26 protein-coding genes and 1 tRNA gene are annotated in these 24,296 nt (G+C 61.9%); 19 read left to right on the top strand and 8 right to left on the bottom strand.

What is annotated here, in order from left to right; genetic code table 11:
* Positions 1 to 152: 152 nt before the first annotated feature.
* The 3 genes from AC0L3U_RS15445 to AC0L3U_RS15435 all read right to left on the bottom strand — a co-directional run bounded on the left by AC0L3U_RS15445 (position 153) and on the right by AC0L3U_RS15435 (position 3,622).
* Positions 153 to 1,787 carry an alkaline phosphatase family protein gene (locus AC0L3U_RS15445; RefSeq protein WP_473362291.1) on the bottom strand — a complete coding sequence of 545 codons (1,635 nt, stop codon included), beginning with the start codon at positions 1,785 to 1,787 and terminating at the stop codon, positions 153 to 155.
* A 213-nt stretch (positions 1,788 to 2,000) separates the two neighbouring features.
* Entirely contained in the window at positions 2,001 to 3,041 is a 1,041-nt protein-coding gene (obgE, locus tag AC0L3U_RS15440; protein ID WP_085348676.1) for a GTPase ObgE, read from the bottom strand.
* Between the two features lie 101 nt (positions 3,042 to 3,142).
* Positions 3,143 to 3,622 (bottom strand): MaoC family dehydratase, encoded by a 480-nt coding sequence (locus tag AC0L3U_RS15435; RefSeq protein WP_473362290.1) that lies wholly within the window; start codon positions 3,620 to 3,622, stop codon positions 3,143 to 3,145.
* 272 nt (positions 3,623 to 3,894) lie between these two features.
* Here AC0L3U_RS15435 and AC0L3U_RS15430 point away from each other — a divergent pair, with 272 nt between their 5' ends.
* Entirely contained in the window at positions 3,895 to 4,809 is a 915-nt protein-coding gene (locus AC0L3U_RS15430; protein WP_473362289.1) for a DMT family transporter, read from the top strand.
* A 157-nt stretch (positions 4,810 to 4,966) separates the two neighbouring features.
* On the opposite strand, the gene AC0L3U_RS15425 is transcribed toward AC0L3U_RS15430, so the two are convergent.
* The 3 genes from AC0L3U_RS15425 to rplU form a co-directional block, all read right to left on the bottom strand.
* A complete protein-coding gene (locus tag AC0L3U_RS15425; protein WP_473362288.1) occupies positions 4,967 to 5,560 on the bottom strand; it encodes a GNAT family N-acetyltransferase in 594 nt (197 codons plus the stop codon).
* Between the two features lie 156 nt (positions 5,561 to 5,716).
* Positions 5,717 to 5,986, bottom strand: coding sequence for a 50S ribosomal protein L27 (gene rpmA, locus AC0L3U_RS15420; protein ID WP_007598923.1), 270 nt, complete (start codon positions 5,984 to 5,986; stop codon positions 5,717 to 5,719).
* Positions 5,987 to 6,083: 97 nt separating this feature from the next.
* Entirely contained in the window at positions 6,084 to 6,476 is a 393-nt protein-coding gene (rplU, locus tag AC0L3U_RS15415) for a 50S ribosomal protein L21 (RefSeq protein WP_473362287.1), read from the bottom strand.
* A 334-nt stretch (positions 6,477 to 6,810) separates the two neighbouring features.
* Here rplU and AC0L3U_RS15410 point away from each other — a divergent pair, with 334 nt between their 5' ends.
* Both AC0L3U_RS15410 and AC0L3U_RS15405 read left to right on the top strand, forming a co-directional pair.
* Positions 6,811 to 7,950: an ROK family protein gene (locus AC0L3U_RS15410; protein WP_473362286.1), complete on the top strand. Its 1,140-nt coding sequence runs from the start codon at positions 6,811 to 6,813 to the stop codon at positions 7,948 to 7,950.
* 419 nt (positions 7,951 to 8,369) lie between these two features.
* Positions 8,370 to 8,459, top strand: a tRNA-Ser gene (locus tag AC0L3U_RS15405).
* A 748-nt stretch (positions 8,460 to 9,207) separates the two neighbouring features.
* Here AC0L3U_RS15405 and AC0L3U_RS15400 read toward each other — a convergent pair.
* Positions 9,208 to 9,321, bottom strand: coding sequence for a hypothetical protein (locus tag AC0L3U_RS15400; RefSeq protein WP_473362285.1), 114 nt, complete (start codon positions 9,319 to 9,321; stop codon positions 9,208 to 9,210).
* Between the two features lie 420 nt (positions 9,322 to 9,741).
* Positions 9,742 to 10,089 carry an ABC transporter substrate-binding protein gene (locus tag AC0L3U_RS15395; protein WP_473362284.1) on the bottom strand — a complete coding sequence of 116 codons (348 nt, stop codon included), beginning with the start codon at positions 10,087 to 10,089 and terminating at the stop codon, positions 9,742 to 9,744.
* 148 nt (positions 10,090 to 10,237) lie between these two features.
* On the opposite strand from AC0L3U_RS15395, the gene AC0L3U_RS15390 reads away from it, so the two are divergent.
* From AC0L3U_RS15390 to AC0L3U_RS15315, 16 genes are all read left to right on the top strand, one after another.
* Entirely contained in the window at positions 10,238 to 10,978 is a 741-nt protein-coding gene (locus tag AC0L3U_RS15390; protein WP_473362283.1) for a FadR/GntR family transcriptional regulator, read from the top strand.
* 31 nt (positions 10,979 to 11,009) lie between these two features.
* The gene (locus AC0L3U_RS15385; RefSeq protein ID WP_473362282.1) at positions 11,010 to 11,909 is read left to right on the top strand and encodes an NAD(P)-dependent oxidoreductase; all 900 of its coding nucleotides are present in this window, start codon (positions 11,010 to 11,012) and stop codon (positions 11,907 to 11,909) included.
* 10 nt (positions 11,910 to 11,919) lie between these two features.
* Entirely contained in the window at positions 11,920 to 12,603 is a 684-nt protein-coding gene (locus AC0L3U_RS15380) for an amino acid ABC transporter permease (RefSeq protein WP_473362281.1), read from the top strand.
* 7 nt (positions 12,604 to 12,610) lie between these two features.
* Complete coding sequence (locus tag AC0L3U_RS15375) at positions 12,611 to 13,279, top strand: amino acid ABC transporter permease (RefSeq protein WP_354211472.1); 669 nt, start codon at positions 12,611 to 12,613, stop codon at positions 13,277 to 13,279.
* Positions 13,280 to 13,281: 2 nt separating this feature from the next.
* A complete protein-coding gene (locus AC0L3U_RS15370; RefSeq protein WP_473362280.1) occupies positions 13,282 to 14,040 on the top strand; it encodes an amino acid ABC transporter ATP-binding protein in 759 nt (252 codons plus the stop codon).
* Between the two features lie 16 nt (positions 14,041 to 14,056).
* A complete protein-coding gene (locus AC0L3U_RS15365) occupies positions 14,057 to 14,851 on the top strand; it encodes a transporter substrate-binding domain-containing protein (protein ID WP_473362279.1) in 795 nt (264 codons plus the stop codon).
* A 67-nt stretch (positions 14,852 to 14,918) separates the two neighbouring features.
* Positions 14,919 to 15,365, top strand: a complete 447-nt coding sequence (gene rpiB / locus AC0L3U_RS15360) for a ribose 5-phosphate isomerase B (protein WP_473362278.1) — start codon at positions 14,919 to 14,921, stop codon at positions 15,363 to 15,365.
* 13 nt (positions 15,366 to 15,378) lie between these two features.
* On the top strand, positions 15,379 to 16,299 hold the full coding sequence (locus AC0L3U_RS15355) for a ribokinase (RefSeq protein WP_473362374.1): 921 nt from the start codon (positions 15,379 to 15,381) through the stop codon (positions 16,297 to 16,299).
* 1,038 nt (positions 16,300 to 17,337) lie between these two features.
* The gene (locus AC0L3U_RS15350; RefSeq protein ID WP_473362277.1) at positions 17,338 to 18,567 is read left to right on the top strand and encodes an ABC transporter substrate-binding protein; all 1,230 of its coding nucleotides are present in this window, start codon (positions 17,338 to 17,340) and stop codon (positions 18,565 to 18,567) included.
* A gap of 149 nt (positions 18,568 to 18,716) precedes the next feature.
* On the top strand, positions 18,717 to 19,016 hold the full coding sequence (locus tag AC0L3U_RS15345) for a hypothetical protein (RefSeq protein WP_473362276.1): 300 nt from the start codon (positions 18,717 to 18,719) through the stop codon (positions 19,014 to 19,016).
* A gap of 476 nt (positions 19,017 to 19,492) precedes the next feature.
* Positions 19,493 to 19,687, top strand: a complete 195-nt coding sequence (locus AC0L3U_RS15340) for a hypothetical protein (protein WP_473362275.1) — start codon at positions 19,493 to 19,495, stop codon at positions 19,685 to 19,687.
* A gap of 118 nt (positions 19,688 to 19,805) precedes the next feature.
* Positions 19,806 to 20,159, top strand: coding sequence for a UBP-type zinc finger domain-containing protein (locus AC0L3U_RS15335; protein WP_473362274.1), 354 nt, complete (start codon positions 19,806 to 19,808; stop codon positions 20,157 to 20,159).
* Positions 20,160 to 20,353: 194 nt separating this feature from the next.
* Positions 20,354 to 21,190: an enoyl-CoA hydratase-related protein gene (locus AC0L3U_RS15330; RefSeq protein WP_473362273.1), complete on the top strand. Its 837-nt coding sequence runs from the start codon at positions 20,354 to 20,356 to the stop codon at positions 21,188 to 21,190.
* 330 nt (positions 21,191 to 21,520) lie between these two features.
* Positions 21,521 to 22,393 (top strand): branched-chain amino acid ABC transporter permease, encoded by an 873-nt coding sequence (locus tag AC0L3U_RS15325; protein ID WP_473362272.1) that lies wholly within the window; start codon positions 21,521 to 21,523, stop codon positions 22,391 to 22,393.
* Between the two features lie 3 nt (positions 22,394 to 22,396).
* Entirely contained in the window at positions 22,397 to 23,539 is a 1,143-nt protein-coding gene (locus AC0L3U_RS15320; RefSeq protein WP_473362271.1) for a branched-chain amino acid ABC transporter permease, read from the top strand.
* Complete coding sequence (locus AC0L3U_RS15315; protein ID WP_473362270.1) at positions 23,536 to 24,294, top strand: ABC transporter ATP-binding protein; 759 nt, start codon at positions 23,536 to 23,538, stop codon at positions 24,292 to 24,294. Before AC0L3U_RS15320 ends, AC0L3U_RS15315 begins: the two co-directional genes overlap by 4 nt.
* The last annotated feature ends 2 nt before the right edge of the window (positions 24,295 to 24,296 follow it).

The raw sequence follows: 24,296 nt of genomic DNA, 5'->3' as shown, positions 1-24,296 counted from the left end.
CTCTCCCCGTTCTTACGGGGAGAGGGCGGGGTGAGGGGCTGCTTCCGCAAATATCGTGACAGTCGGACTCGCGGAGACTCCCCCCTCACCCGGAATCCGCGCTTTGCGCGCATTCCGGCCTCTCCCCGCACGCGGGGAGAGGCGAAGACACCTCACAGCTTCGCGCGTTGCGCGATGCCGTCCTTGATCGACGCCAGCTCGGCTTCGTCCCAGATCCCGATCAGGATGCCGCCCTTCACCTGGAGCTGGTTGTCGGCATAGGCCGCGATCTTCTCGCGCGAGGTCGTGATGTGGTCGTTGGGATGTAGCGCCCAGTCGAACAATTCGGCCTGCAGTCGCGCGATGATGCCGGCGCACTCAGGGTCGTCGCCGCGATCCAGAAACTCTTCCGGATCGGTTTCGAGGTCGTACAGCATCGGGCGGAAGCCGGAGGCGTGGATGTATTTCCAGCGGCCGTCGAACACCATGAACAGGCGGCAGCGCTCGATCGGCTGGTTCAGCTTCAGCCGAACGTCCTGCATGACATAGTCGTATTCGGAGAACGCCACCTTGCGCCAATCCGGCGGGCTCTCGCCGCGCAGTAGCGGCAGCAGCGAGCGTCCTTCGAGGATATGGCCCGGCACCTTGCCGCCGAAATAGTCGACGAAGGTCGGCGCGAGATCGATGGCTTCGACCAGCGCATCGTTGCGCGTGCCGCGCGTGGCGTCGGCCTCCTTCGAGGGATCGATGATGATGAGCGGGATCTTCGCCGACTGCTCGTGGAACAGATCCTTCTCGCCCATCCAGTGATCGCCGAGATAGTCGCCGTGATCGGAGGTGAACACGATCATGGTGGTGTCCAGCAGATCGCGCTCCTCCAGAAATTTCATCAGCACGCCCATCTGGTCGTCGATCTGGGTGATCAGGCCCATATAGGTCGGGATCACCTTCTCGCGGGCATCGTCGCGCGCCATGTTGCGGGAGTAGCGCATGTCCATATAGGCGCCGAACACCGGATGCGGATTCTGGCGCTCGCGCTCGGAGCGGATGGCCGGGATCATGTCCGATGTCGAATACATGCTGGCGTAGGGTTCGGGCGCGATGTAGGGCCAGTGCGGCTTGATGTAGGACAGATGCAGGCACCATGGCCTGCCGTCGGTCTCGGCTTCGCTGATGAAGTCCATCGCGCGTCGCGTCATGTAGGGCGTCTCGGAATGCTCGTCCGGCACGCGCGCGGCCTTGTCGGCATGCACGAGCAGCCAACCGTTCTGGAGCGAGCCGTCCTCGGTCGCGCCGGAATTGGCCCAATGCTCCCAGGGATTGGGCGCATCAAAACCCTGCTGGCGCAGATATTCATCGTATTTCGGACGCGGCCGCCCAGTCGGATGCAGGCCATCGTCGCGCTCATAGGGCTCGAACCCGCATTCGGCGACGTGCACGCCGATCATCGATTCCGGCGGGATGCCGAGCGCCTTCATGCCTTCGAGATCGGGCGCCATGTGTGTCTTGCCGACCAGCACGTTGCGCACGCCGAGCTTCTTGAGGTGATCGCCGAGGGTGGGCTCGCCGACCCGCAACGGCCAGCCGTTCCAGTGCGAGCCGTGCGAGCGCATGTAGCGCCCGGTGTAGAACGACATCCGCGAGGGGCCGCAGATCGGCGACTGCACATAGGCCTTGCTGAACAGCACGCCGCGCTTGGCCATGGCGTCGATGTTCGGTGTCTTAAGCGTGGGATGGCCGGTGCAGCCGAGATAGTCGTAGCGAAGCTGGTCGCACATGATCCAGAGAACGTTCTTCGCGCGCGCCATGAATCATCCCTGCCGTTTCTTGATTGCTGGATGCTGCGCTATCGGAACGCCGGTGACAACCTCTCCCAAACGTCGTCCCGGCGAAGGCCGGGACCATACTCCTCAGCAGAAGTCGTGGCGCAAGACGGCAATGACGAATCTTCGCCAAATCGCGTTCGGTGGCTATGGGTCCCGGCCCCCGTGCGCAATTGCGCACTAGGCCGGGACGACGAATCAAACCGACCACGGCTCCGCTTCGGCCGCGCTCTTGGCCTTGGCGGAGACCGGGCTCTCGCCGATCACATCCGCCAGGGCGCGCAGCGCTTCCTGCACGCCGTCGCCGGTGACGGCGGAGAGCAGCAGCGGCGTCTTTTTGGCGGCGCGCTTCAGCCGTTCCTTCTGCTTCTTCAGCTCGTCCGGCTCGACCGCGTCGATCTTGTTCAGCGCGACGATCTCGATCTTGTCGGTGAGCTGCCCGGCATAGGCGTCCAGCTCGGTTCGCACCGTCTTGTAGGCCTTGCCGGCGTGCTCGCAGGTCGCATCGATGAGATGCAGCAGCACGCGGCAGCGCTCGACATGGGCGAGGAAGCGGTCGCCGAGACCGACGCCTTCATGCGCGCCTTCGATCAGGCCGGGGATATCAGCCAGCACGAATTCGCGGCCGTCGGCATTCACGACACCGAGCTGCGGATGCAGCGTCGTGAAGGGATAGTCGGCGATCTTCGGCTTGGCCGCGCTGACCTTGGCGAGGAAGGTCGATTTGCCGGCATTGGGCAGGCCGACGAGGCCGGCATCCGCGATCAGCTTCAGCCGCAGCCAGATCCAGCGCTCCTCGCCGGGCTGGCCGGGATTGGCATTGCGCGGCGCGCGGTTGGTCGAGGTCTTGAAATGCGCGTTGCCGAAGCCGCCATTGCCGCCTTCGGCCAGCACGAATTTTTCGCCCACCGTGGTGAAATCGTGGATCATGGTCTCGCGATCTTCGTCGAAGATCTGCGTGCCGATGGGGACCTTCAGCACGATCGACTTGCCGTTGGCGCCATGGCGGTCCGAGCCCGAGCCGTTCTCGCCTTTCTGGGCCTTGAAGTGCTGCTGGTAGCGATAGTCGATCAGCGTGTTCAGGCCGTCGGCGACCTCGATGATGACATTGCCGCCGCGGCCGCCATTGCCGCCGGAGGGGCCGCCGAATTCGATGAATTTTTCGCGGCGGAACGCCACGCAGCCGTTTCCGCCGTCGCCGGAGCGGATATAGACCTTTGCTTCGTCTAGGAATTTCATGGGCCATAGGTAGGCCAGCCGGTCCCGCGCGGCAACCCGGATAGACCCGCAAATCGGCCGAATTTCCGCGATTTTGGGGTGTGCTTAACCCCGGGACGACGTTAGGAGGGCCGGCGCCGGATCAGGAATTTCTGCGTGCCCTCCAGCACCAGCTCCTTGCGCTGGTTGAACACGGTGCTTTTGAGCGTCACCGCGCCGGTCGAGCGTCCCGGCACCAGCTCGATGACCTCTAGCGCGGGATAGATTGTGTCATCGGCGAAGACAGGTTTGAGGAACCGGCTGGATTGCTCGAGGAAGCCGACCAGGGAGTCCTCGACCATGAACGGAAACAGGCCCGCGCCGGGCGCGGTGTGGATCAGCGTCTGGAAACCGTGGGCGAGCAGATGCGGCATGCCGCGGCTGCGACAATACTCCACATCGTAATGCACCGGATGCGTGTCGCCGCTTGCGGTCTGGAATGCCGCGTACACCGCCGTTGTCTGCGTGCGGCTCGGCAGCACGAAACGTTCGCCGACCACGAAATCCTCAAACCAGCGTTGCGCGGGGATCATGCGATGCCGGGCCGGGTCGAAGTCGGTCATGGCTTGGCTCTTTCCTGGCTCTCTTATCGGCAGAACGCCTATCGCTACCGCGACGCGAAGACTGCGACAATCCGTTCAATTCGTCCAAGGCGGGCTTGTCGCGGGCGCTCACGTCATTAAAACGACCGCAAGCGACTCTGGTCGCCGTTTCGACGCTCTCTCCGCTCGTCATTGCGAGCGAAGCGAAGCAATCAGACTGTCTCCGCGGCAACAGTCTGGATTGCTTCGTCGCAAGAGCTCCTCGCAATGACGCGTTTCCACGAACGACAGCAATGCCCCTGTTCAAGAATCTCTCGGCCTATGACGAACGCTCGGCGCGGCTCGCCGGGATTGCGCTCATGGTGCTGTCGATCTTCATGTTCTCGTTCGGCGATGCCATGGGCAAGTTCCTGGTCGGGACTTATTCGGTGGGGCAGCTGCTGTTCCTGCGCGCCTGCGCGGCGCTGCTGCTGCTGTCGCCGCTGGTCTGGCGGCAGCGCCATGAATTCCTGCAGCTCGAGCGGCCGTGGCTGCAGCTGTTTCGGGTGGTGCTATCGACGCTGGAAGTGGCGGCTTTCTTCCTGGCGACGGTTTACCTGCCGCTCGCCGACGTCATCACCTATTATCTCGCGGGGCCGATCTTCGTCACCGCGATGTCGGCGATCTTTCTCGGCGAGAAGGTCGGCTGGCGGCGCTGGACGGCGATCCTGATCGGCTTCTGCGGCGTGCTGATCGCGCTGCGGCCCTCGGCGCAGACGGTGAGCCTGCCGGCGCTGATCGCACTGGGCGGCAGCTTGTCATTTGCAACGCTGATGCTGATCACGCGCAGCCTGCGCAAGACGCCCGATATCGTGATGGCGTCGTCCCAATTCGTCGGCACGTTTGGGCTGGGTGCGGTACTGTCAGCGTTCCACTGGGTGCCGCCGACGCCGGGCAGCCTCGTGATCTTCGCGCTGGCGGGATGCGTCTCGGTCACCGCGCTGTTCTGCGTCAACCGCTCGCTCAAGCTCGCGCCGGCCAGCGTCGTCGTGCCCTATCAATATTCGATGATCGTCTGGGCGGTGATCTTCGGCTTCGTCGTGTTCGGCGACGTGCCCGAAATCGCCACCATTATCGGCGCCGCCATCATCATCGGCGCCGGGTTCTATATTTACTTGCGTGAGCGCGATCTCGGGCGCGCCGGCGGAGAGGTGAATCCGCCCGCGTAATTCCAACCATCGTGTCGTCCCGGCGAAGGCCGGGACCCATAACCCCGACTGTTGCTGATGCTAGGACTCTCACTCCGAGTCTTCGCCAAACTACTCCCTGTGGTTATGGGTCCCGGCCTTCGCCGGGACGACAGTGTGAATGTGGCGCCACTTCCGCCTACCTCACCCGCCGCGCACTGCTCCAGCTCTTCAGCGACGCCCACACGCCGCGTGACAGGCGGAAGCAATCGACCGGCGTCGACGAGCCGAGCGCCAGGAAGCGATGCAGCTGGACGCCGCTCCACTGGAAGCCGCACTTCTCCAGCACGTTGCGCGAGGCCGGGTTGGTGACGCGCGCGCCTGCATATAGATGATCGTCCTCGAACTCCTCGAAGAAGAAGTCGATCGCGCCGCGCGCGGCCTCGGTGGCAAAGCCCCGGCCCCAATGCTCGACGCCGAGCCAATAGCCGAGCTCAGCGTTGCCCGGCGTCGAGCAGTCGATGCCGACCATGCCGATGGGGCCGCTGTCATGCTCGATCAGGAACACCGTCTCGCCGCCGGGCACTGCGGTGGCGCGGACGAAGGCGACGGCGTCGTCCTGCGAATAGGGGTGCGGGAGGCGCCTTGTGTTTTCGGCAACGCGGGGATCGTTGGCGAGGAGGGCGATGGTCCTGACGTCGGCGAGGGTCGGCCGCCGCAAGGTCAGCCGCTCGGTGGCGACGACGCTGGGTCTCGCCTCCCGCAAGGTCACGCTCGAAAAGTCCTGCAACATGTCCGGCTCCGTCGAAGTCACTAAAGTGAAAAGTGAGCACGCAAACGAAAGGGGAGGCCGGTTTCCCGCCTCCCCTGGAGCCTTCGATCTATTTTGATCTCAAGGACTCCGCCGGTTCGGTCTGGGACCCGGCGGACTCCAAATTTGATCCACCGTCTATTCAGCCGCCTCTGCGAGCGGGAGCACCGAGATGAAGGTGCGGCCGTTGGCTTTGGCCTGGAACGTTACGCGACCCTCGACCTTGGCGAACAAGGTGTGGTCCGTGCCCATGCCGACATTAAGGCCGGGATGCCAGGTGGTGCCGCGCTGACGCGCAATGATGTTGCCGGGAATCACAACTTCCCCGCCGAACGCCTTGATACCGAGGCGCTTGCCCTTGGAATCGCGACCGTTACGCGATGAACCGCCTGCTTTTTTGTGAGCCATGGCTCGTCTCCGAAATTCTACGTATGTCTAGATCAATTCCTTGACGGAATCATTTCACAATTTCTCACGCATCAATTCGTGATGGCGCGTGATCAAATTATGCGGCGGCCTCTTCGGTCGTGGTCTCTGGCTTGGCGACCTTCTCCCGCTTCGGACGCGGCCCCTTGGTGGGCTTGGCGCCGTCCGTCAGGATTTCCGAGATGCGCAGCACGGTGATCTCGTCGCGATAGCCGCGCTTGCGTCGCGAGTTCTTGCGGCGGCGCTTCTTGAAAGCGATGACCTTGGGACCGCGCTTGTGGTCGAGCACCTCGACCGCAACCGAGGCGCCTGCGACCGTGGGCAGACCCAGGACCGGCGTGTCGCCGCCGACCAGGAGAACTTCATTGAGCTGCACGATCGAGCCGACTTCGCCTTCGATCTTGCCTACTTCCAGGACATCATCCGGAACGACGCGGTACTGCCGGCCGCCGGTTTTGATGACTGCGAACATCGTTGTTTTCCTTCGTGTTCATTCCCGGCCTCGCGACATAGTGTCGGGGCCGGCTTTTTGTCAGTCGTTATGGGTTTATGCGAGTTTTGTGCGGGCGGGAGTTATCCCTTTGAAAACCCACGCAAAAACAAGCGGCGCGAGAAACGCCCCGCGCCGGTTGCGGGATTTATAGCCGCTGACTGCACAGAGTCAAGGAAAAGCCGGCGAAAACGGCCCGGATTTGAAGCATTTGGGCCCGATCCGGCTCCGCAGGCGAATTTCGGACCGCGCCGCAACCAACAGGTTCCCCCGCCGTTGTCCCCGCGAATTCGGTCACACGGGCAAGGGGCATACCATGGCAACAGACGAGCTGGTCAAGACGACGACGGGCATCGCCCATCACGGCGCGGAACGGCTGCCGTCGGTGGATATCGACAGCTTCAACATCGAGATGAAGGACGAGGATGGCTTCATCGGCGACCGCGCCAGCAAGGGCGCGTTCAGGGAGATCCTCGAGCGCTGGCGCAAGCCGCTGCGCAAGTCCGGCGAGGACCCGTTCGGCAAGGAGCCGTCGGACGAGATCAGCAAGAAGACGCTGGACGCCATCCTGGTCGGCGATGACACCGAGGCCTGGGCGGTGGTGCATAGCGCCATCGAGGACTTCGCCCAGGAGCTCGCTTACGTCACCCGCCGCTTCCTCAAGTCCAAGGCCTGGGCCAAGACCGAGCGCATCGTGGTCGGCGGCGGTTTTCGCGATTCCAGGCTCGGCGAGCTCGCGATCGCGCGCACCGAGATCATCCTCATGGCCGAGGATTTCAAGATCGACATGGTGCCGATCCGTCATCATCCCGACGAAGCCGGCCTGATCGGCGCGCTGCATCTGGCGCCGTCGTGGATCTTCGAGGCCCATGACAGCATCCTCGCCGTCGATATCGGCGGCACCAACATCCGCTGCGGCCTGGTGGAGACCAGCTGGAAAAAGGCAAAAGACCTGTCGAAAGCCAAGGTCGTGAAAGCCGAGCTGTGGCGTCATGCCGACGACGAGCCGACGCGCGAAGGCGCGGTGAAGCGGCTCACCAAGATGCTGAAGGGGCTGATCACCGAGGCCGAAAAGGAAGGCTACAAGCTGGCGCCGTTCATCGGCATCGCCTGTCCCGGCGTGATCAACGCCGACGGCTCGATCGAGAAAGGCGCGCAGAACCTGCCGGGCAATTGGGAGAGCAGCAAGTTCAACCTGCCGGCGAGCCTGCTCGACGGCATCCCTTCCATCGGCGAGCACGACACCGCGATCCTGATGCACAATGACGGCGTGGTTCAGGGCCTCTCCGAGGTGCCGTTCATGCAGGACGTCGATCGCTGGGGCGTGCTCACCATCGGCACTGGGCTGGGCAATGCCCGCTTCACCAACCGCCGCAAGGACAACGGCAAGGACAACGGCAAAGACGGGGATTCCACGGGCAACGGGAAGAAAAAGGCCAAGAGCGACAAGGAGTAACCTTGACTGGTTAGGTTAAGGACCGGATTGCGTTGCGGTGCACGGGCCGCACGCTACGGTCGGAACCGTCGCCTCACCTGGCCGGCGAAGCCGCCCTTCCCAGCCAGTATTTTAAGGAGCGGCACGGGACCGCCAGTGTTTACCGCGTCTGGCGGTCCCACCCCGCCTTTTGCGGGTACCAGTGATTCGGGCACCGACGTGCCGCATCGGGCTCGCGCCGGGTCAGTGGCGAACGGCTCAGGCCCATTCCCGCGCAAACCGCCGCCGAAATCCGTGATCGCCCCCGATCATCACCGTGACATCGTGGGTCCAGCCGGAAAACCGGCCCGATTTTCGCCCTCGCAAGCCTTGTCTGGCCCGCCATCCTCGCCTATTAACGCCCGAACCACAGGGGCCATGCTCCTTACTTGGCGCCTTCAGGAGAGGTGGCAGAGTGGTCGAATGCACCGCACTCGAAATGCGGCATAGGTGCAAGCCTATCGGGGGTTCGAATCCCTCCCTCTCCGCCATATTAAAACGGCTTCGAGAAAGTCCCGTAAAATCAGGCCTTACTGCACGCCAGAGATCTCTGGTGTAGCCCCAAGGTGTAGCCCTAGGGGGAGCCCCTTATTTGGCATGGGGAATGGCCAAAGACAACTTCCGTCGACGCGGAAGTCGGACGACTCCTGCCCGCGCAATGTGATCGCAGCAACGCCGATAGCTCGCGACCACGCCGAGAGGTACGCAAGAAGATGCCAGGCCGATCGCGCGGCGAAAGCCGAGATTGGAATTCGCGACCTCGATCATGGCACCACCCGATTGGCATTGCGCGAGATTACGGCGCAGTCATCGTGGGAAGCGGAACGGATCGAGCGACGACGAAATTGGTCGGCGTGCAGATACGTCAAGTCGCTACGGGGCAAACGCGGTCCTGCGCGGACGGCCGTCGTCATCTCGGATACGTCGGGTTATCTGTGGACCCGCGGCTATATTCCACGACTGAGGACCTACCGGGTCGGGAAGTGCCGAATCCGTTGACCGTGGAAGTCAGGCAGGGAACGGCGGGCATCGCGCAGGTGATGAACGACGTGATGTCCCTCACCATGCTAAACATTAATGGCGCCGAATACTGCGACGGATTGCCGGTTACCTTGCGCTTCGCCGATCTCGTCGGGGAAATTCTGACGGCTGGCCCGATCACCCCCACGCTCCGCTGCCCTTCAAATTCTACATCTGCGGCAACTGCATCATGGCTTCCGTACCGAAGGCGCCATCGCTCTATGCGCGTATGCAGATCCACGGGACTCCTAAGGCCACCGCAATGCCTTCAATCATTATCAACGTGGGATTGGCTCGGCCATTCTCGAGCAGGCTGACGGCGTTCTGTTCCATTCCAGTTCGCTCGCCAGGCGATCCTGACTCCAGCCCTTCAGCTTTCGCAGCCGACGAATGTTATTTGCGAGCGCCGTCACCGCCGCTGAATCCCGGGCAGCGAACCGTTTTTCGAATCCTTGCTTCGCCATAACAGCGGTCGGTCTCGTGCTTGAGCGCTCGCGGGAGCTACTCTCCTCATAAGAGCCTCGACGGCAAGTTTATCGGACGTGTCGGCCTTATCCACTGTCCGAGATGCCGTATCCGTGGCCGGCGGCGAAGCTTCGTCCCGTGGACCGGGCCGTGGGGCAGCAGTGGCCCCGCACCTGCGACTTCCGAACGGCGGGCTGGGCCGTGCACCGGCTGACAACACATGCGACGCCATGACGCCCGCGCTAACTCGGCGGGCACTTACGAACTGACCAGTCCAGGTGGGTGTGACTACGGCAGCGCCTCGAGCTTTCTTGCCGTCGACGACCTGAACATGACGTAGTGCGGCTGCATCTGCCGGTTCGGCAGGAACTGGACGTCGCCGAACACCGTTCCGTTGACTGGCTTACCGCGGATCGCCTCCGCGACCGTCTTGCGGTCGAGCGACTTTGTCGACTCCACGGCCTGCGCCCACACCTGCACGGCGGCGGCGCCCAGGGCGGCACTCTTGTCGGGAGCGGTGCCACAGGCCTTGGTGTAGGCGCCCACGAACGCTTTGCTCTCCGGAATGCTGGTGAACGGCGGCAGGTCGGGGAAGAAGATGTCCGCCGAGAGGAGGCGCCGTTTTCTAAGATCCACACTTGGTTCGGGGCCGCGCGCTATACGCCCCCAGCTTGAACGACTTGCATATGAAACCGGAATCCACGGATAGCCCCACATCAAAAGAGTTGACGAGGTCAGCTTGTCGTCATACTGGTCTGACCAAGATCAGACCAGCGAGATCGGGATGGAGCTTAAGCGCGCGGTCGAAGCCGAAAAAGGGTTTGAGAAGGTGTTTGCCTTCCTGCGCGAACGCCTGCTCGCGGGCTCGCTCAGGCCGGGCGACCGCCTGGTCTCGGAACGCGAGCTCGCCACCCTGCTTGGCGTTAGCCGGCCGATCGTCCGCGAGGCGCTGCGTGCCCTTACGGTGCTCGGCATCGTTGAGATCCGCGACCGCATCGGCACTGTGGTGACCCGGCCGGACGTCTCGGTACTGAACGACTTCTTCACCTTCGCCCTTGCCCACCAGGCAGACATGCTTGACGACGTCATGCAGGCGCGCGTCGCGATCGAATGCCAGGCGATCCGCCTCGCCTGCGAGCGCGCCAACATTGCCGATTTCGAACGGCTGCAGCGTGCACTGGCGAAAATTGGGGACACCATCGACGAGTCCGATGCCGGCGGTATGGCCGACTTCGAATTCCATCGCGCAATCGTCGTGGCCTCGCATTCGGAGACGCTGACCGTCCTGCACGGGTCGCTGGCGGGTCTGTTGACGCATTCGCATCGCAGCCGCCGCAAGCTGGTGCAGGCCTTCCCGTCGATGAAGACGTACCTCATCGACGACCACCGGCGCATATTCGACGCGATCATCGCGCGCGACCCTGAGCGAGCGGATGCGACACTGCGCAAGCATTTTGCCATTGGCGACGAATACCGCAGGAGGGCCGTCGTCGGCGACATCGACAAGACCAGCGCCTCGCGCTGATCGCGGACTAACCTAGAAACGGACGAATAGCATGGGACGGAACGACAAGGGCGGCGTCGGCTTCATCGGAGTCGGTACGATGGGCCTGGAGATGGTGCGCAACCTTCTGAAGGCGGGGCACGCGGTGCACGCGTTCGACCTCAACGAGGCCGCCTTAGCCGGTATCGTCCAGGAAGGCGCGACCCGGGCCAAGAACCCGGCCGATGCTGCGCAAGGCGCCGACATCGTCATCACCATGCTGCCCGACACGCCCCATGTCGAGGCGACTGTTTACAGCGAGCATGGGCTGCTGAAGTCGCCGCCCCCCGGCAAGCTGATCGTCGACATGAGCACGATCTCGCCGGTCGCGGTCCGCCGCATCCATGCCGACCTGCAAAAAATTGGCGTCAGCTTCATCGACGCGCCGGTCTCGGGTGGGCCGTTGGGCGCCAAGAACGCCGCACTCTCGATCATGGCCGGCGGTGATGCGAACGCCTTCGCGCAGGCCGAGCCGTTCTTCCGCGCGATGGGCACCACCATCACGCATGTCGGCGCGTCCGGCGCCGGGCAGACCGTCAAACTCTGCAATCAGCTGATCTGCGGCATCAACATCCAGGCCATCTGCGAGGCGCTCGCGCTCGGGCGCGCTTCGGGCCTCGATCTCAATTTGCTGCGCCGAGTGCTGCTCGGAGGCTCCGCCGCCTCCTGGATGCTCGACAAGCTCGGCCCCGCGATGATCGCCGGTGATGTCTCCGCCGGCTTCCGGATCGATCTCCAGCTGAAGGACCTCCGCCTCGTGCAGGAGCACGCGCAGGCGCTGAGCGTGCCGCTGCCGGGCACGGCGCTCGTCACCAGCCAATATGTGGACGCGCGCGCGCATGGCGAAGGCAACAACGGCAACCAGGCGCTTTTCCGCGTCTATGACCGCATGACCAACCAGACCACCGGCTGAACCTGACACAATGAGCCTCCAACTCGACTTCCCCGCAGTGCTGGAGCGTTGGCCGAGCTTTCTCGCCGGCGCCGCGCTGACGCTGGAGTTGGCGATTTTTGCGACCGTGCTCGGCGCCCTGTTCGGCACGCTTGCAGCCGTCGGCCGCGGCTCGCACAGCGCGCTGATCGCCGGCACCTGCAAGGTCTACGTCGAATCGATCCGCAACACGCCCCTGCTGGTGCAGATCTTCCTGGTCTATTTCGGCCTCGCCAGCCTGGGACTGAAACTCTCGGCCTTTACCGTGGCGGTGGCCGCGCTGACCATCAATGTCGGCGCCTACACCGCCGAGATCATGCGCGCCGGCTTCGAGGCGGTTCCACGCGGACAAATCGAGGCCGCCGAAGGACTGGCGCTGTCACGCCTCCAGATCTACTGGCACATCATCCTGCTGCCGGCGATCGAGAAGGTCTATCCAGCGCTGACCAGCCAGTTCGTGCTGTTGATGCTGGCCTCCTCGGTCTGCTCGCAGATCTCCGCCGAAGAGCTCACCGCCGTCGCCAACTACATTCAGTCGGACACCTATCGCGCGTTCGAGACCTACATCATCGTCGCCGTGCTCTACATTATCCTGTCGCTGGTGATGCGAGCGGGCTTCTGGGGCCTCGGCCTCGTGCTGTTCCCGCGCCGTCGCCGGCTCGGCACACCGTTGTGAGATGACCATGGGCGGACATCTCAACATCAACCATTTGATGTTCCTCGGCCAGGGCGCGCTGTGGACCATTGGTCTATCCGTGATCGCGCTGATCGGCGGCAGCATCGTGGGCTTTGTGATTGCGCTGGCACGCATCTCGCCGCTCAAATCGGTGCGGATCGCCAGTGGCGTCTATGTCCAGCTCATCCAGGGCACACCGCTGCTGGTCATCCTCTTCTTGGGCTATTTCGGCCTCGCCGCAATCGGCCTCAAGGTCTCCTCGCTCACGGCCGCCGGCGCCTCGCTGACACTCTATGTCGCCGCTTATCTCGGCGAGATCTGGCGTGGCTGCATCCAGTCCGTGCCGAAGCCGCAATGGGAGGCTGCCGAAGGCCTGGCACTGAGCCGGACCCAGCGCATGATGAAGGTGATCCTGCCGCAGGCGATCCGCATCGCGACGCCGCCTACCGTCGGCTTCATGGTGCAGATCATCAAGAACACCTCCCTCGCTTCCGTCGTCGGCTTTGTCGAGCTGATGCGCTCGGGGCAGATCGTCAACAACTCGCTTTTCGAGCCGTTCGTCATCTACGCCATCATCGCCGTCGCCTATTTCACCATGTGCTATCCCCTGTCGTTGTTCAGCCAGAAGCTGGAACGTCGCATGGGGCGTGGCAAGTTTCACCTTGCACCGGCCTGAACATGCAGCAGAACGCCTCCGCCTCCGAACCGATTGTGTTGCTCCGCGACGTGCAGAAGAGCTTTGGCTCGCTGCGGGTGCTCGATGGTGTCAGTTTTGCCGTCGAGCGCGGCGAGGTGCTGGCGCTGATCGGCCGCTCCGGGTCCGGCAAGAGCACGGCGCTGCGCTGCATCGACCGCTTCGAGAAGGTCGACGGCGGCGAGATCGTCGTCTGCGGACATCGGGTCGACCGTCCCGACGTCGACCTGCGCGCGCTGCGCCAGGACGTCGGCATCGTGTTCCAGAGCTACAATTTGTTTCCGCATCTCACGATCGAGCAGAACATCACGCTGGCGCCCTCTGCCGTGAAGGGCATGACAGCGTCGCAGGCCAAAGACCTTGCGCGACAAGTGCTGACGCAGGTCGGGCTCGACGAGAAGCTTCACGCCTATCCCGAGCAGCTTTCCGGGGGCCAGCAGCAGCGCGCCGCAATCGCCCGCTCGCTCGCCATGCAGCCGAAAGTGATGCTGTTCGACGAGGTCACATCCGCGCTCGATCCGGAGCTCACCGGCGAAGTGCTCAAGGTGATCGAGCAGCTGGCGGCTGATGGCATGACCATGGTGATGGTCACCCACGAGATGGGCTTTGCCAAAGGCATCGCCGACCGGATCGTCTTCATGCATCGCGGCAAGGTTCACGAAACCGGACCTGCCTCGATCCTGACGTCGCCGACGACCCCCGAACTCACGCAATTCGTGGGCACGGGAAACTTAAAATCATAATAGGGAGGAACTAGGAATGACCAAGAAGACATTGCTGGGAGCTGCCGCCGCGCTGTTTGGCCTCGTCATGATGGCGGCGACGCCGGCATCGGCCGACTTGCTCGACGATATCACGCAGGCCAAGAAGATCCGCATCTCGACCGACCTCGCCATCCCGCCGTCGGGCATGATGGACTCGAGCATGAAGCCGACCGGCTCCGACGTCGAAGTCGCGCAGCTGCTCGCCAAGGACTGGGGACTCGAGCTCGAGTTCATCCAGACCACCGGGGCAACCCGTATCCCGAACGTCCTGACCGGCAAGGCCGACATCATCATTTCGACGCTGTCTGTGACGCCCGATCGCGCCAAGGTGATCGATTTCACCAAGCGTTATGCGACGCTGCAATCCGACGTCGGCTGCCTGAAATCATCGACGGTCAAGGACTGGCCTGACCTCAAGGACAAGTCGATCGGCGTCTCGCGCGGAACCACGCAGGACACGACCCTGTCCAACATGAAGGACAAGGACCTCAAGATCTCCCGTTACGATGACGACGCCACCATGGTGACGGCGGCCGTGTCCGGTCAGGTCGACTGTGTCGCCTCGTCCGCGACCATCATCAACCAGATCGGAGTGAAGAACCCCTCGCGCGTGTTCGAGTCCCGGATTCCGCTGGCGACCTTCGACCTCGCCATCGGACTGAAGAAGGGTGAGCAGCGCCTAATGGACAAGCTCAACACCTGGATCACCGAAAACGTCAAGAACGGCAAGCTCAATGCGATCTACAAGAAGTTCCACGGCGTCGAGCTGCCGCCGGATATGCGTAGTTAAGACCTAGAAACAATCGTGGCAGCCGCGCGCGGCTGCCACGACCCAGCAAAATCAAGAAGGGCATCACATGCGTCTCGTCATCGGATCCGACCACGCCGGCTGGCCGCTCAAGCAAACCGTCATCGACCACATCCGCAGCCTCGGCCATGACGTCCTCGACGTCGGCTCCTATGACGACAAGCCGGTGGATTTCCCCGACATCGCCCGCGCCGTGGCTCAGAAGGTGACCTCGGGCGAAGCCACGCGTGGCATCATGGTCTGCGGCACCGGCGTCGGCGCCTCGATCGCCGCCAACAAGATGAAGGGCATTCGCGCCGCGGTCTGCCACGACATCCATTCAGCCCATCAGAGCGTTGAGCATGACGACGTCAACGTCATGTGCATCGGCGCGCAGATCGTCGGCGCGTGGCTTGCCGTCGATCTCGTCTCGTCCTATCTCTCCGCCGAGTTCTCCACCGACGAGGATTTCCGCCGACGCGTCGAGAAGCTGCGAGTCATGGACGAGCAAGGCTGACGGTTTCTCCGCCATGATCCTAGTGTTCGGATCGCTTAACATCGATCTGGTAGCTCATGTCCCGGTCATTCCGGGCCCCGGCTGCACCGTGCTCGCGCCCTCCTATCGGACCCATTTCGGCGGCAAGGGCGCCAATCAGGCCGTGGCTGCCGCGCGCATTGCCGGGTCGGGACGCGTCCGAATGGCGGGCCGTATCGGACGCGACGGATTCGGCGACAGAGCGGTAGAGAATCTCCGAGCAAACGGCGTCGACACGGATCTCGTCGTCAGATCGGACCAGCCGACCGGCTGTGCCTTCATCACGGTCGATCAGACCGGTGAGAATGCAATCACGGTGGCAAGCGGCGCCAACATGACCGCGAGCGCCGATGACCTCCCCATCGCGCTATTCGGCCGTGACACAATCCTGGTGCTTCAGATGGAAGTGCCTTTCGCAGAAGCGCTGGCGGCCGCACGCAAGACGAAATCCGTGTCCGGTACTGTCATCTGGAATCTCGCACCCGTGCCGGAGTTGATGACCCGCGAGATGGTGGTCGAGCTTCTCTCGGTGACCGATTATCTCCTCGTCAACGAGCATGAGGCTCTGGATGCAGCCAGGGCCATCGGCTTCGCCCCGTCGCCGGATTACGACGCCGCAGCCGCCGAACTTGCCAGGGCCGGTGACCTCAACTGCATCGTAACCGCTGGCGCGCTAGGCGCACTCGCCTTCACCGCCGATGGCAAGCGTCTCCGCGCGCCTGCTCCCTGCATCACGCCCATCGACACAACCGGGGCCGGCGATGCCTTCGTCGGCGCGTTCGCGTCTATGATACGTGAGATGGTCTCGCTGCAAAAGTCTTTGGAAATTGGATGCGAGGCTGCCGCATTAAAATGCCTTAAAGAGGGTGCGCAGGACGGAATGCCGGTCAGAGGTGCGGTAAGGTCGATCGCCTGAATATCAGAGATCATTCAGCACGATGGCGCAGCAGGTTTCCTGGCTTGCGGGTGATCGCATTCGCGGCGAGAGCACCTGTCGTTTGAAGCCGGTTTACAGGGGGCCGTGGTCTCAACCCGACCAGAAGGCCGTCTCCAGAGGGACATGGCCGATGTCGTCCCGATCCATTTGAGAAAGGTAGGCGTCATGAGACCCCGCCAAGCCTGTGATCGACAACTATCGCCTTGAGCTGGCAGGCAGGTCGTAGCCTGCATCTCGGCGCCGGTGGCGCTCATTGGAATCGGCAAAAGACAAACGTTCAGGCCCGGGCGATCGCAGTGGCTTGCGCGGCAGAATTAACCAAAAAATCAGGTCGCCTTAATCCGGGCCAAATGTCATCTAGGCTCGGCGCCTCGGTGTGGGGCATCGCTGTGATCAAGGTCATCGTAGTTGGATTAGTTTGTGTTGGTGGTGCCGGAGCTATTGCTGCCGCCACCTCCAAGTCTGCTCCGGTGCCGGCACCTTCAATTGTCTATCCTGCTGTAACCGGCAACAAGGCTGATCGGCTATCGCTGATCAGCATCCAAGACATTCAGCCGACGGTGGAGCAGGTTGCCCTCGCTTACACGCCACCTTCCGAGTCTCGATTACCAGCTCAGCCTCAGCCAAAGGAAGTAGCAAAGGCGAGGGAGCCGGGGTTCATTCCTCGCCACTGGCACGATCCTAATGACACCCGCGTCAGCGCCAGGAAGCCAAAGGCGGAGTCTACGAAAAGTGCCTCACGAAACGCCTCCGCCACAAAGTTTGCTGATGCTCAAGACTGTCGAGCAGATGGCGTAAGCTCCGTGCTGCGCAAGCTTAGCTTGCAGCCCGCCTGCTCCCGCTAATTCCTGCGGAAGGAATTGTGCGCCGCGTCTAGAGTTGGCTTTCTAACTGCTGAAGTCAAATGGCAGGCACCTTTCGTTGCTGCCGTAGACGGTTCTCATGCATACTCACTTATGCGCGGCTGAACAGCTCACCAGAATGGCTGAACAGCTTGTGCTGCAAGGGAGGACAACGATGCGTTATTCTTACGTCAAGCTTGTCTATTCGACCGCAATCACAGCGGCACTTGTTGCAACGATCTCATCAAGCGCTAATGCTCAAAAGAAATACGACCCTGGCGCAACGGACACCGAAATCAAGGTCGGCAACATCATGCCGTACTCTGGTCCCGCATCCGCATATGCAACGATTGGAAAGACCGAAGCCGCCTACTTCAACAAGATTAACTCCGAAGGCGGCATCAACGGCCGCAAGATCAACTTCGTCTCCTATGATGATACGTACAGCCCGCCGAAGACGGTCGAGCAAGCCCGCAAGCTGGTCGAGAGCGATGAAGTTCTGCTGATCTTCAACCCCTTGGGCACGCCCGGTAACACCGCAATCCAGAAGTACATGAACTCCAAGAAGGTGCCGCAACTATTTGTCTCGACCGGAGCAGCCAAATGGAACGACCCGAAGAACTTCCCGTGGACTATGGGATGGCAGCCCAGTTACCAGGTCGAAGCTCGCATCTACGGCAAGTACATTCTGCAGAACTACCCCGGTAAGACTGTCGGTGTGCTTTATCAGAATGACGATTTTGGGAAAGACTACGTCACCGGCTTGAAGGATGGCCTCGGCGACCAAGCCGGCAAGCTTATCGTTGTCGAGGCAGCGTATGAGACGAGCTCGCCTACCGTCGATTCCCAGGTGGTGCAGATCAAGGGCGCAAACCCCGACATCTTCGTCAATATCGCCACCCCAAAGTTTGCCGCTCAGGCCATCAAGAAAGTAGCCGAACTAGGCTGGCATCCCGTGCAGTTCCTGACCAACGTCTCTGGCTCTATAGGGGGGGTTATCAAGCCCGCGGGCTTCGAGGCCAGCCAGGGCATTCTGTCTACCGCATACCTCAAGGACCCCAAGGATTCAGAATGGAAGAACGACGCATCGATGAACGAGTGGCGATCTTTTATGACGAAGTGGTACCCCGAAGGTGATCTCGACGACTCTGCGACTGTCTTTGGCTATGGTGTTGCTAAGGGTTTAGAGCAAGTCCTCCGTCAGTGCGGCGATACGCTGACCCGAGAGAATGTAATGAAGCAGGCAGCCAACCTCGATTTTGAGATTGGAATTTACATTACTGGCACACGTATCAAAACAGGCCCTGACGATTTCGCCCCGATCGAGCAGCTCCAGATGATGCGATTTAAGGGAGAAAGCTGGGAAAGGTTTGGGCCGATCATGAGCGGTGCGCGAGGTTCCTGATCACGCTCCAAGGCCGCTTCGCCTGTTTGTCAAAATGCATGCGGAGCGGCCAGACGTCAAAAGCATCCCCGAGGGACCATCGGTCAATACCCGAGATGGTGAGTGCCGTCACATTGGCGAGACGGGCAGCTCACCTGAAAGCGCCAGATATGACTCAGGCTGAAATAGAAACCGAGCTGCGGGCACTGCGTTCGGAGCTGGATGCTCACGCTGCTAGAGCCAAGGCTCGGGACATCGAATGGCGTCGGCTTGGGCTGATTGCCAAAGCCAGCAGCATACTATCCTCTTTGGCCGGGTTTGGGTTCATCATCACCAGCCTGGTGGTCTCAAGAACGCCGCCTAACACTAATTTCCACGACCAGCTCGTTATGATGTCCATCTTTTTTATCTTGTTGGCCGTTCCCCTAATGATTATCGGGCAGGCGCTGCATAGGCCGGTCCGATCCTGACCACGGGCAGAGTTGTCGGTGGCCGGTGGTGAAGTGACGTGCCGCACATACAGGAACTCGGGTGAGCTCCCATTGTAATTGCAAAGACACGCAATAGTGCGGTCTGACTTGGGACCAACGAACATGACATGCTTTCGAACAGGGCTCTTCGCCATCGCAACTGCGGCCGCAATCGCTTCGACCGTCGTCTCGGTCTCCACTGCAAGTGCAGGACCATATGATTGAATGAGCAACAAACCATATGTTGCCTGCGTGCAACAGGCTTACAGCCACGCCAGGTAATAACGCAGCTCTACGGTCATACGGCCGGTGTGATCGCCTACAACCGCGATCGTCGCGCTTGCAACAGGGCGAATGGCTACCCGGATGCCTGATATTGTTCCTGAGTGAGCCGATGAATCGCAATCGGCTCACCATGAATTCCGAACGGGCCCTGACCTAAATACGTCTATTTGCGCAACAGCGGGATATCTCAGATGTGTTGGTTTCTCTTCAACGTTATCGGCACGTTCTCCGGCGGCATGTTCGAAGTAGGGATCGACAACGTCCTCCTCGAACCCATCCGAATTGCTGTTCGAACCTACCAAGGCGACGAGCGTTTCATCTCGGCTTCAGCCGGAGATCGGATGTCCTTCTTCCTCGAACGGTGGCTATTCCGAATCACCTCATGACTGCGCAAGCAGCTGCGCTCACGTTGACCCCTCGGGCAAAACACTGGCAGGATGCTAGGTAGGGTCTCGGCGCGAATGCATCCGTCGTGGTCGCCATCAGTTCCAGTGAGTTAAAGCTATGAAGGCTGAGAAGGATGGCATCAACCTCGCGGCCAAGCCGACCGGAACGGGGTGTGTGGAATGCTCGGCCGCGGGCGGGTGGTGGTTTCATCTTCGCAGATGTGCCGAATGCGGACACATCGACTGCTGTGATACTTCACCAAACCAACACGCATCGAAACACAACGCGGCGACGGCCCATCCGATCATCACGAGCTTCGAGCCGGGCGAACGATGGTTTTACGATTATCGCACGGGAGAGAGTTTCGCGGGCCCGAATCTTCAAGGCGCGCACTCGCGTCCGCCGGATCAGCCCGTCCCCGGGCCGGCCGGAGCGGTGCCCCCAGACTGGCAAGCGTTGCTGCATGAATAGGTGGCTAGTGGCTCGGGGCTGATCTCTCGAGCGCCTCAGAAGTCGGGCCTCTGCCGCCTTTGGACAGACAACATATCCGCCTTCGCTCTCGCTGCTGCTGGCGGGGTGATCTGCGTTTGCGGCCGATGACATCGCTTTCGATCTCGGGCAAGACCTCTCTCAAAGGCAAAAAGCCTGGCGATCGGGAGGATTTCATGAGCTACGAGCACATCATAGTCGACGAACCGCGTCCGCGCGTCCGGCGCATCACGTTGAACAGGCCGGAGAAGCGCAACGCACTGAACAATCGCCTGCGCAGCGAAATCTTCGAGGTGCTCGAACAGACCGATCGCGACGGCGAAGTCTCGATTGCGGTCCTGCGCGGCGCGGGGCCTTGCTTCTCCGCCGGCTACGATCTCTCCGCCGACAATCGCGTCGACCAGCCCTATCACTCGGCGTCGGGTCCGGGCCAGTGGTCACGCCACGTGGTCGAAGGCTGGTTCCGGATCTGGGATCTCGCCAAGCCCGTGATCGCGCAAGTGCACGGCTACTGCCTTGCAGGTGGCACCGAGCTCGCCACCGCCTGCGACGTCGTCTACGTCGCCGACGATGCGCAGATCGGTTATCCGCCAGTGCGTCTCATGAGCCCGCCCGACATGCAGTATCATCCCTGGCTTGTCGGCATGCGCCGCGCCATGGAACTGATGCTGACGGGCGATGCGATGTCCGGACGCGAAGCTGCCGACTGGGGATACGCGACGCGGTCCTTCCCGCTCGCCGAGCTCGACGAGAAAACGCTCGATTTCGCCGAGCGCGCCGCCAAGGTGCCGATCGAGTTGCAGCAGCTCAACAAGCGCAGCGTCCATCGTGCCATGGAAATCATGGGCGCCCGCGCTGCCATTCGCGCCGGCACCGAGATCCAGGCGCTGGCCTTCACCACTGAGGCGAGCAAGGCCTACATGGGCAGTTTTCGCCGCGACGGCGGCAGCGTGAAGGATCTCCTCGACCAGCGCGATACGACGTTCGGCGATTATCGAACGAAGAAAGAGTAGAGCGAGGGCAATCACCAGGCGGCAGTTCATAGGACGAGTGGAGCGGAGCGAAACCGATTATCGCTCCTCCCCAACAGACCCGAACGGGTTCGCTGCGCTTCACCCATTCTACAAGCTATGCCCGTGATCGTAGAAGGCCGAGGCGGCACGCCACTGCGCCGATTATGGTCTGCAGCAAGTCTTGTGGTAAGGCGCTGCACGAGACGATTGAGCGCACTATCACGTTCTCATGCGATGGTCGCAGCATTGAATTAATTAGCTGCTTGACTAACAACATCGACCGTCCTCTTATCGAAAAAAGATCAAGCGCAACGCGCTATTGGGACGGAAATGCTCGATTTCACGCAGCAATTGATTAGCGGCGTAGCTTTGGGGTGCGTCTATGGGCTGATCGCCCTTGGGTTTGTCCTGATCTACAAGGCGACCGAAGTGGTGAATTTTGCGCAAGGCGAAATCATGATGCTCGGCGCCTTCATGTCGGTCACCTTCATCACGACGCTGGGGCTGAATTACTGGTTGTCGTTCCTGCTGTGCGTGATCGCGATGGCGATCCTCGGCGCGATCATGGAACGCCTCGTGCTTCGTCCCATCCTCGGCTACCCGCAGTTCTCGATCGTGATGGCGACGATCGGGCTTGGGCTCGTGATCCGCGCGCTCGTCGGCATCATCTGGGGCACGGACGATCTGCGGATCGAGACGCCCTTCACTGACGGCGTGTTCACAGTCGGCAAGCTCGTCATCGCCTGGGACGCGCTCTCCATCATCGTTGCGACAGTGCTGCTCTGCGCCGCGCTCTACGCCTTCTTCCGCCATACGCGGGTCGGCATCGCGATGCAGGCGACGTCGCAGAACATGCTCGCCGCGTATTACATGGGCATTCCGGTAAAGCGGATGTTCTCGCTGATCTGGAGCCTATCCGCGATGGTCGCGTGCGCCGCCGGGATCCTGCTGGCGCCGATCACGCTAGTCCACGCCAATCTCGGTTTTCTCGGCATTAAGGCATTTCCTGCGGCCGTGCTCGGCGGCTTCGGCTCGATTCCCGGCGCCGTCGCCGGCGGCATCACAATCGGCATCGTCGAATCGCTGTCCGGCTTCTATCTTCCGGAGGGATTCAAGGACGTCGCGGCCTATGTCGTCCTGCTCGCGGTGCTGCTGTGGAAGCCGCAGGGCCTGTTTGGCCTCAACGCCGTCAAGAAGGTGTAAGGCATGGCGCACCATGTCCGCACCGGTTATGGCGACAGCGATCCGCTGTTCCCGTCGAAGGCCGCAGTGTTCTGGTACGCTGTTCTGCTCGCAGGGCTGATTGCCGCGCCCTACGTGATCGAATCCTATTATCTCAGCCAACTGGTGTTCATTATGATCTACGCCATCGTCGGCGTGGCGCTGAACATCCTGTCAGGGCAGGCCGGGCAGGTCTCGATCGGTCACGCCGCCTTTCTCGCGATCGGAGCCTATTTCACCGCGGTGGCGCAGAAGCACGGCGTTCCGCTGGTGCTCTATCTCCCGCTCGCGGGTGTCTTCACAGGGGTCGCGGGCTACCTCGTCGGGCTGCCGGCGCTTCGCCTGCACGGGATCTATCTGGCCATTGCCACGCTCGCCTTTGCCTTCATCGTCGAGGAGATCATTGCGCGATGGGAGAGCGTCACCCATGGCAACGAAGGATTGATGCTGCCGCCGCCGTCCGTGTTCGGGGTGAAGCTCGGCACGGAAGGCTTCTATTACCTCTGTCTGCTCGTCACCGTGCTGGTGATCCTCGCCGCCATCAACATCATCCGGTCCTCGACCGGACGCTCCTTCATAGCGATCCGGGATTCCGAGACCGCCGCGCGCAGCATGGGCATCGACACGGCGCGTTACAAGACCACGGCGTTCGCGCTGTCGGCCGGCATCACGGGAATCGCGGGTGCGCTCTATGCGCACAAGATGTCGTTCATCTCGCCGGAGATGTTCAGCCTGGCTGTCTCGATCGATTTCGTCATGATCATCATCATCGGCGGGCTGGTGAGCCTCCGGGGCGCGGTGTTCGGCGCGATTTTCATGATCATGGCCGATCCGTTGCTGATCATCCTCAAGGACAAGGTGCCGGTGTGCACCGACGCCATGATGCACGGTCTGTTCCTGCCCGAGACCGTGACCCAGGCCGTTCAGGCCGGCGTCCTTCGCGTGGTCAACGCGCCCGGCCTGAAGTCGCTGATCTTCGGCATCATCATCATCGTCTTCATCATCTATGAGCCGATGGGCCTCGACGGCCGCTGGCAGCGCGTGAAGGCCTATTTCAAGCAGTTTCCGCTGGCGCGCCAACGCAGCGCGCGCCCACCCCGCATGTTCCTGAAATCCGAGCGCCGATGAGCTTCTTCGACGTCAAGAACCTGACGGTGAAGTTCGGCGGTCTCACGGCCGTGGACAACGTCTCGTTCGGGATCAACGAGGGCGAGGTCTTCACTATCATCGGCCCGAATGGAGCGGGCAAGACCACGCTGTTCAACCTCATCAGCCGGCTCTACACGCCGAGCGCGGGCCAGATCATCTTCCGCGACGAGGACGTCACGCGGCTTTCGGCGCAGCAGATCGCCGGACGTGGCATCGCGCGCACCTTCCAGAACATCGAGCTGTTCGAGAGCGCCTCCACCTTGCAAAACCTTCTGGTCGGCCGCCACCGCCATTCGACCACGCGGGCCTGGCACGACATTCTCCGCACGAAGAAGGCTCGCACGGAGGAAGTTGCGCACCGTCGCGCGGCCGAGGAGGTGATGGACGTGTTGCGGCTGCAAAGATACCGCGACACCACGATTGGCGCGCTTCCCTATGGCGTCCGCAAGGTGATCGAGGTTGCTCGCGCGCTGTGTGTCGGTCCGACGCTGCTGCTGCTCGATGAGCCATCGTCCGGCCTCAACGTCGAGGAAACCAATGCCATGGCGGAGTGGATCTTGGAGATCAACCGCCGTCTCCGCGTCACCGTGCTGATGGTCGAGCACGACATGTCGCTGGTCAGCCGCGTCTCTAACCGCGTGCTCGCGCTGAACTACGGGAAGACGATGGCGCTCGGCACGGCCGCGGAGGTCCAGGGCCACCCGGATGTCATTGCGGCCTATCTCGGGACATGACG

The sequence above is a fragment of the Bradyrhizobium sp. Kon69 genome, from assembly GCF_055807515.1.
The sequence above is the reverse complement of the archived record's forward strand: the minus strand, read 5'-3'. Positions and strand labels throughout refer to the sequence as shown.

Bases quoted from the DNA above. Each gene is read 5' to 3' on its own strand.
- AC0L3U_RS15350 (WP_473362277.1), top strand. From the start codon at position 17,338: ATGCGTTATTCTTACGTCAAGCTTGTCTATTCGACCGCAATCACAGCG.
- AC0L3U_RS15445 (WP_473362291.1), bottom strand. From the start codon at position 1,787: ATGGCGCGCGCGAAGAACGTTCTCTGGATCATGTGCGACCAGCTTCGC.
- AC0L3U_RS15430 (WP_473362289.1), top strand. From the start codon at position 3,895: ATGCCCCTGTTCAAGAATCTCTCGGCCTATGACGAACGCTCGGCGCGG.
- AC0L3U_RS15385 (WP_473362282.1), top strand. From the start codon at position 11,010: ATGGGACGGAACGACAAGGGCGGCGTCGGCTTCATCGGAGTCGGTACG.
- AC0L3U_RS15340 (WP_473362275.1), top strand. From the start codon at position 19,493: ATGTGTTGGTTTCTCTTCAACGTTATCGGCACGTTCTCCGGCGGCATG.
- AC0L3U_RS15425 (WP_473362288.1), bottom strand. From the start codon at position 5,560: ATGTTGCAGGACTTTTCGAGCGTGACCTTGCGGGAGGCGAGACCCAGC.
- AC0L3U_RS15325 (WP_473362272.1), top strand. From the start codon at position 21,521: ATGCTCGATTTCACGCAGCAATTGATTAGCGGCGTAGCTTTGGGGTGC.
- AC0L3U_RS15380 (WP_473362281.1), top strand. From the start codon at position 11,920: ATGAGCCTCCAACTCGACTTCCCCGCAGTGCTGGAGCGTTGGCCGAGC.
- AC0L3U_RS15345 (WP_473362276.1), top strand. From the start codon at position 18,717: ATGACTCAGGCTGAAATAGAAACCGAGCTGCGGGCACTGCGTTCGGAG.
- AC0L3U_RS15365 (WP_473362279.1), top strand. From the start codon at position 14,057: ATGACCAAGAAGACATTGCTGGGAGCTGCCGCCGCGCTGTTTGGCCTC.
- rpiB (WP_473362278.1), top strand. From the start codon at position 14,919: ATGCGTCTCGTCATCGGATCCGACCACGCCGGCTGGCCGCTCAAGCAA.
- AC0L3U_RS15315 (WP_473362270.1), top strand. From the start codon at position 23,536: ATGAGCTTCTTCGACGTCAAGAACCTGACGGTGAAGTTCGGCGGTCTC.
- AC0L3U_RS15375 (WP_354211472.1), top strand. From the start codon at position 12,611: ATGGGCGGACATCTCAACATCAACCATTTGATGTTCCTCGGCCAGGGC.
- AC0L3U_RS15400 (WP_473362285.1), bottom strand. From the start codon at position 9,321: ATGGAACAGAACGCCGTCAGCCTGCTCGAGAATGGCCGAGCCAATCCC.
- AC0L3U_RS15410 (WP_473362286.1), top strand. From the start codon at position 6,811: ATGGCAACAGACGAGCTGGTCAAGACGACGACGGGCATCGCCCATCAC.
- obgE (WP_085348676.1), bottom strand. From the start codon at position 3,041: ATGAAATTCCTAGACGAAGCAAAGGTCTATATCCGCTCCGGCGACGGC.
- AC0L3U_RS15435 (WP_473362290.1), bottom strand. From the start codon at position 3,622: ATGACCGACTTCGACCCGGCCCGGCATCGCATGATCCCCGCGCAACGC.
- AC0L3U_RS15330 (WP_473362273.1), top strand. From the start codon at position 20,354: ATGAGCTACGAGCACATCATAGTCGACGAACCGCGTCCGCGCGTCCGG.
- AC0L3U_RS15390 (WP_473362283.1), top strand. From the start codon at position 10,238: ATGGAGCTTAAGCGCGCGGTCGAAGCCGAAAAAGGGTTTGAGAAGGTG.
- AC0L3U_RS15355 (WP_473362374.1), top strand. From the start codon at position 15,379: ATGATCCTAGTGTTCGGATCGCTTAACATCGATCTGGTAGCTCATGTC.
- AC0L3U_RS15335 (WP_473362274.1), top strand. From the start codon at position 19,806: ATGAAGGCTGAGAAGGATGGCATCAACCTCGCGGCCAAGCCGACCGGA.
- AC0L3U_RS15370 (WP_473362280.1), top strand. From the start codon at position 13,282: ATGCAGCAGAACGCCTCCGCCTCCGAACCGATTGTGTTGCTCCGCGAC.
- AC0L3U_RS15320 (WP_473362271.1), top strand. From the start codon at position 22,397: ATGGCGCACCATGTCCGCACCGGTTATGGCGACAGCGATCCGCTGTTC.
- rplU (WP_473362287.1), bottom strand. From the start codon at position 6,476: ATGTTCGCAGTCATCAAAACCGGCGGCCGGCAGTACCGCGTCGTTCCG.
- rpmA (WP_007598923.1), bottom strand. From the start codon at position 5,986: ATGGCTCACAAAAAAGCAGGCGGTTCATCGCGTAACGGTCGCGATTCC.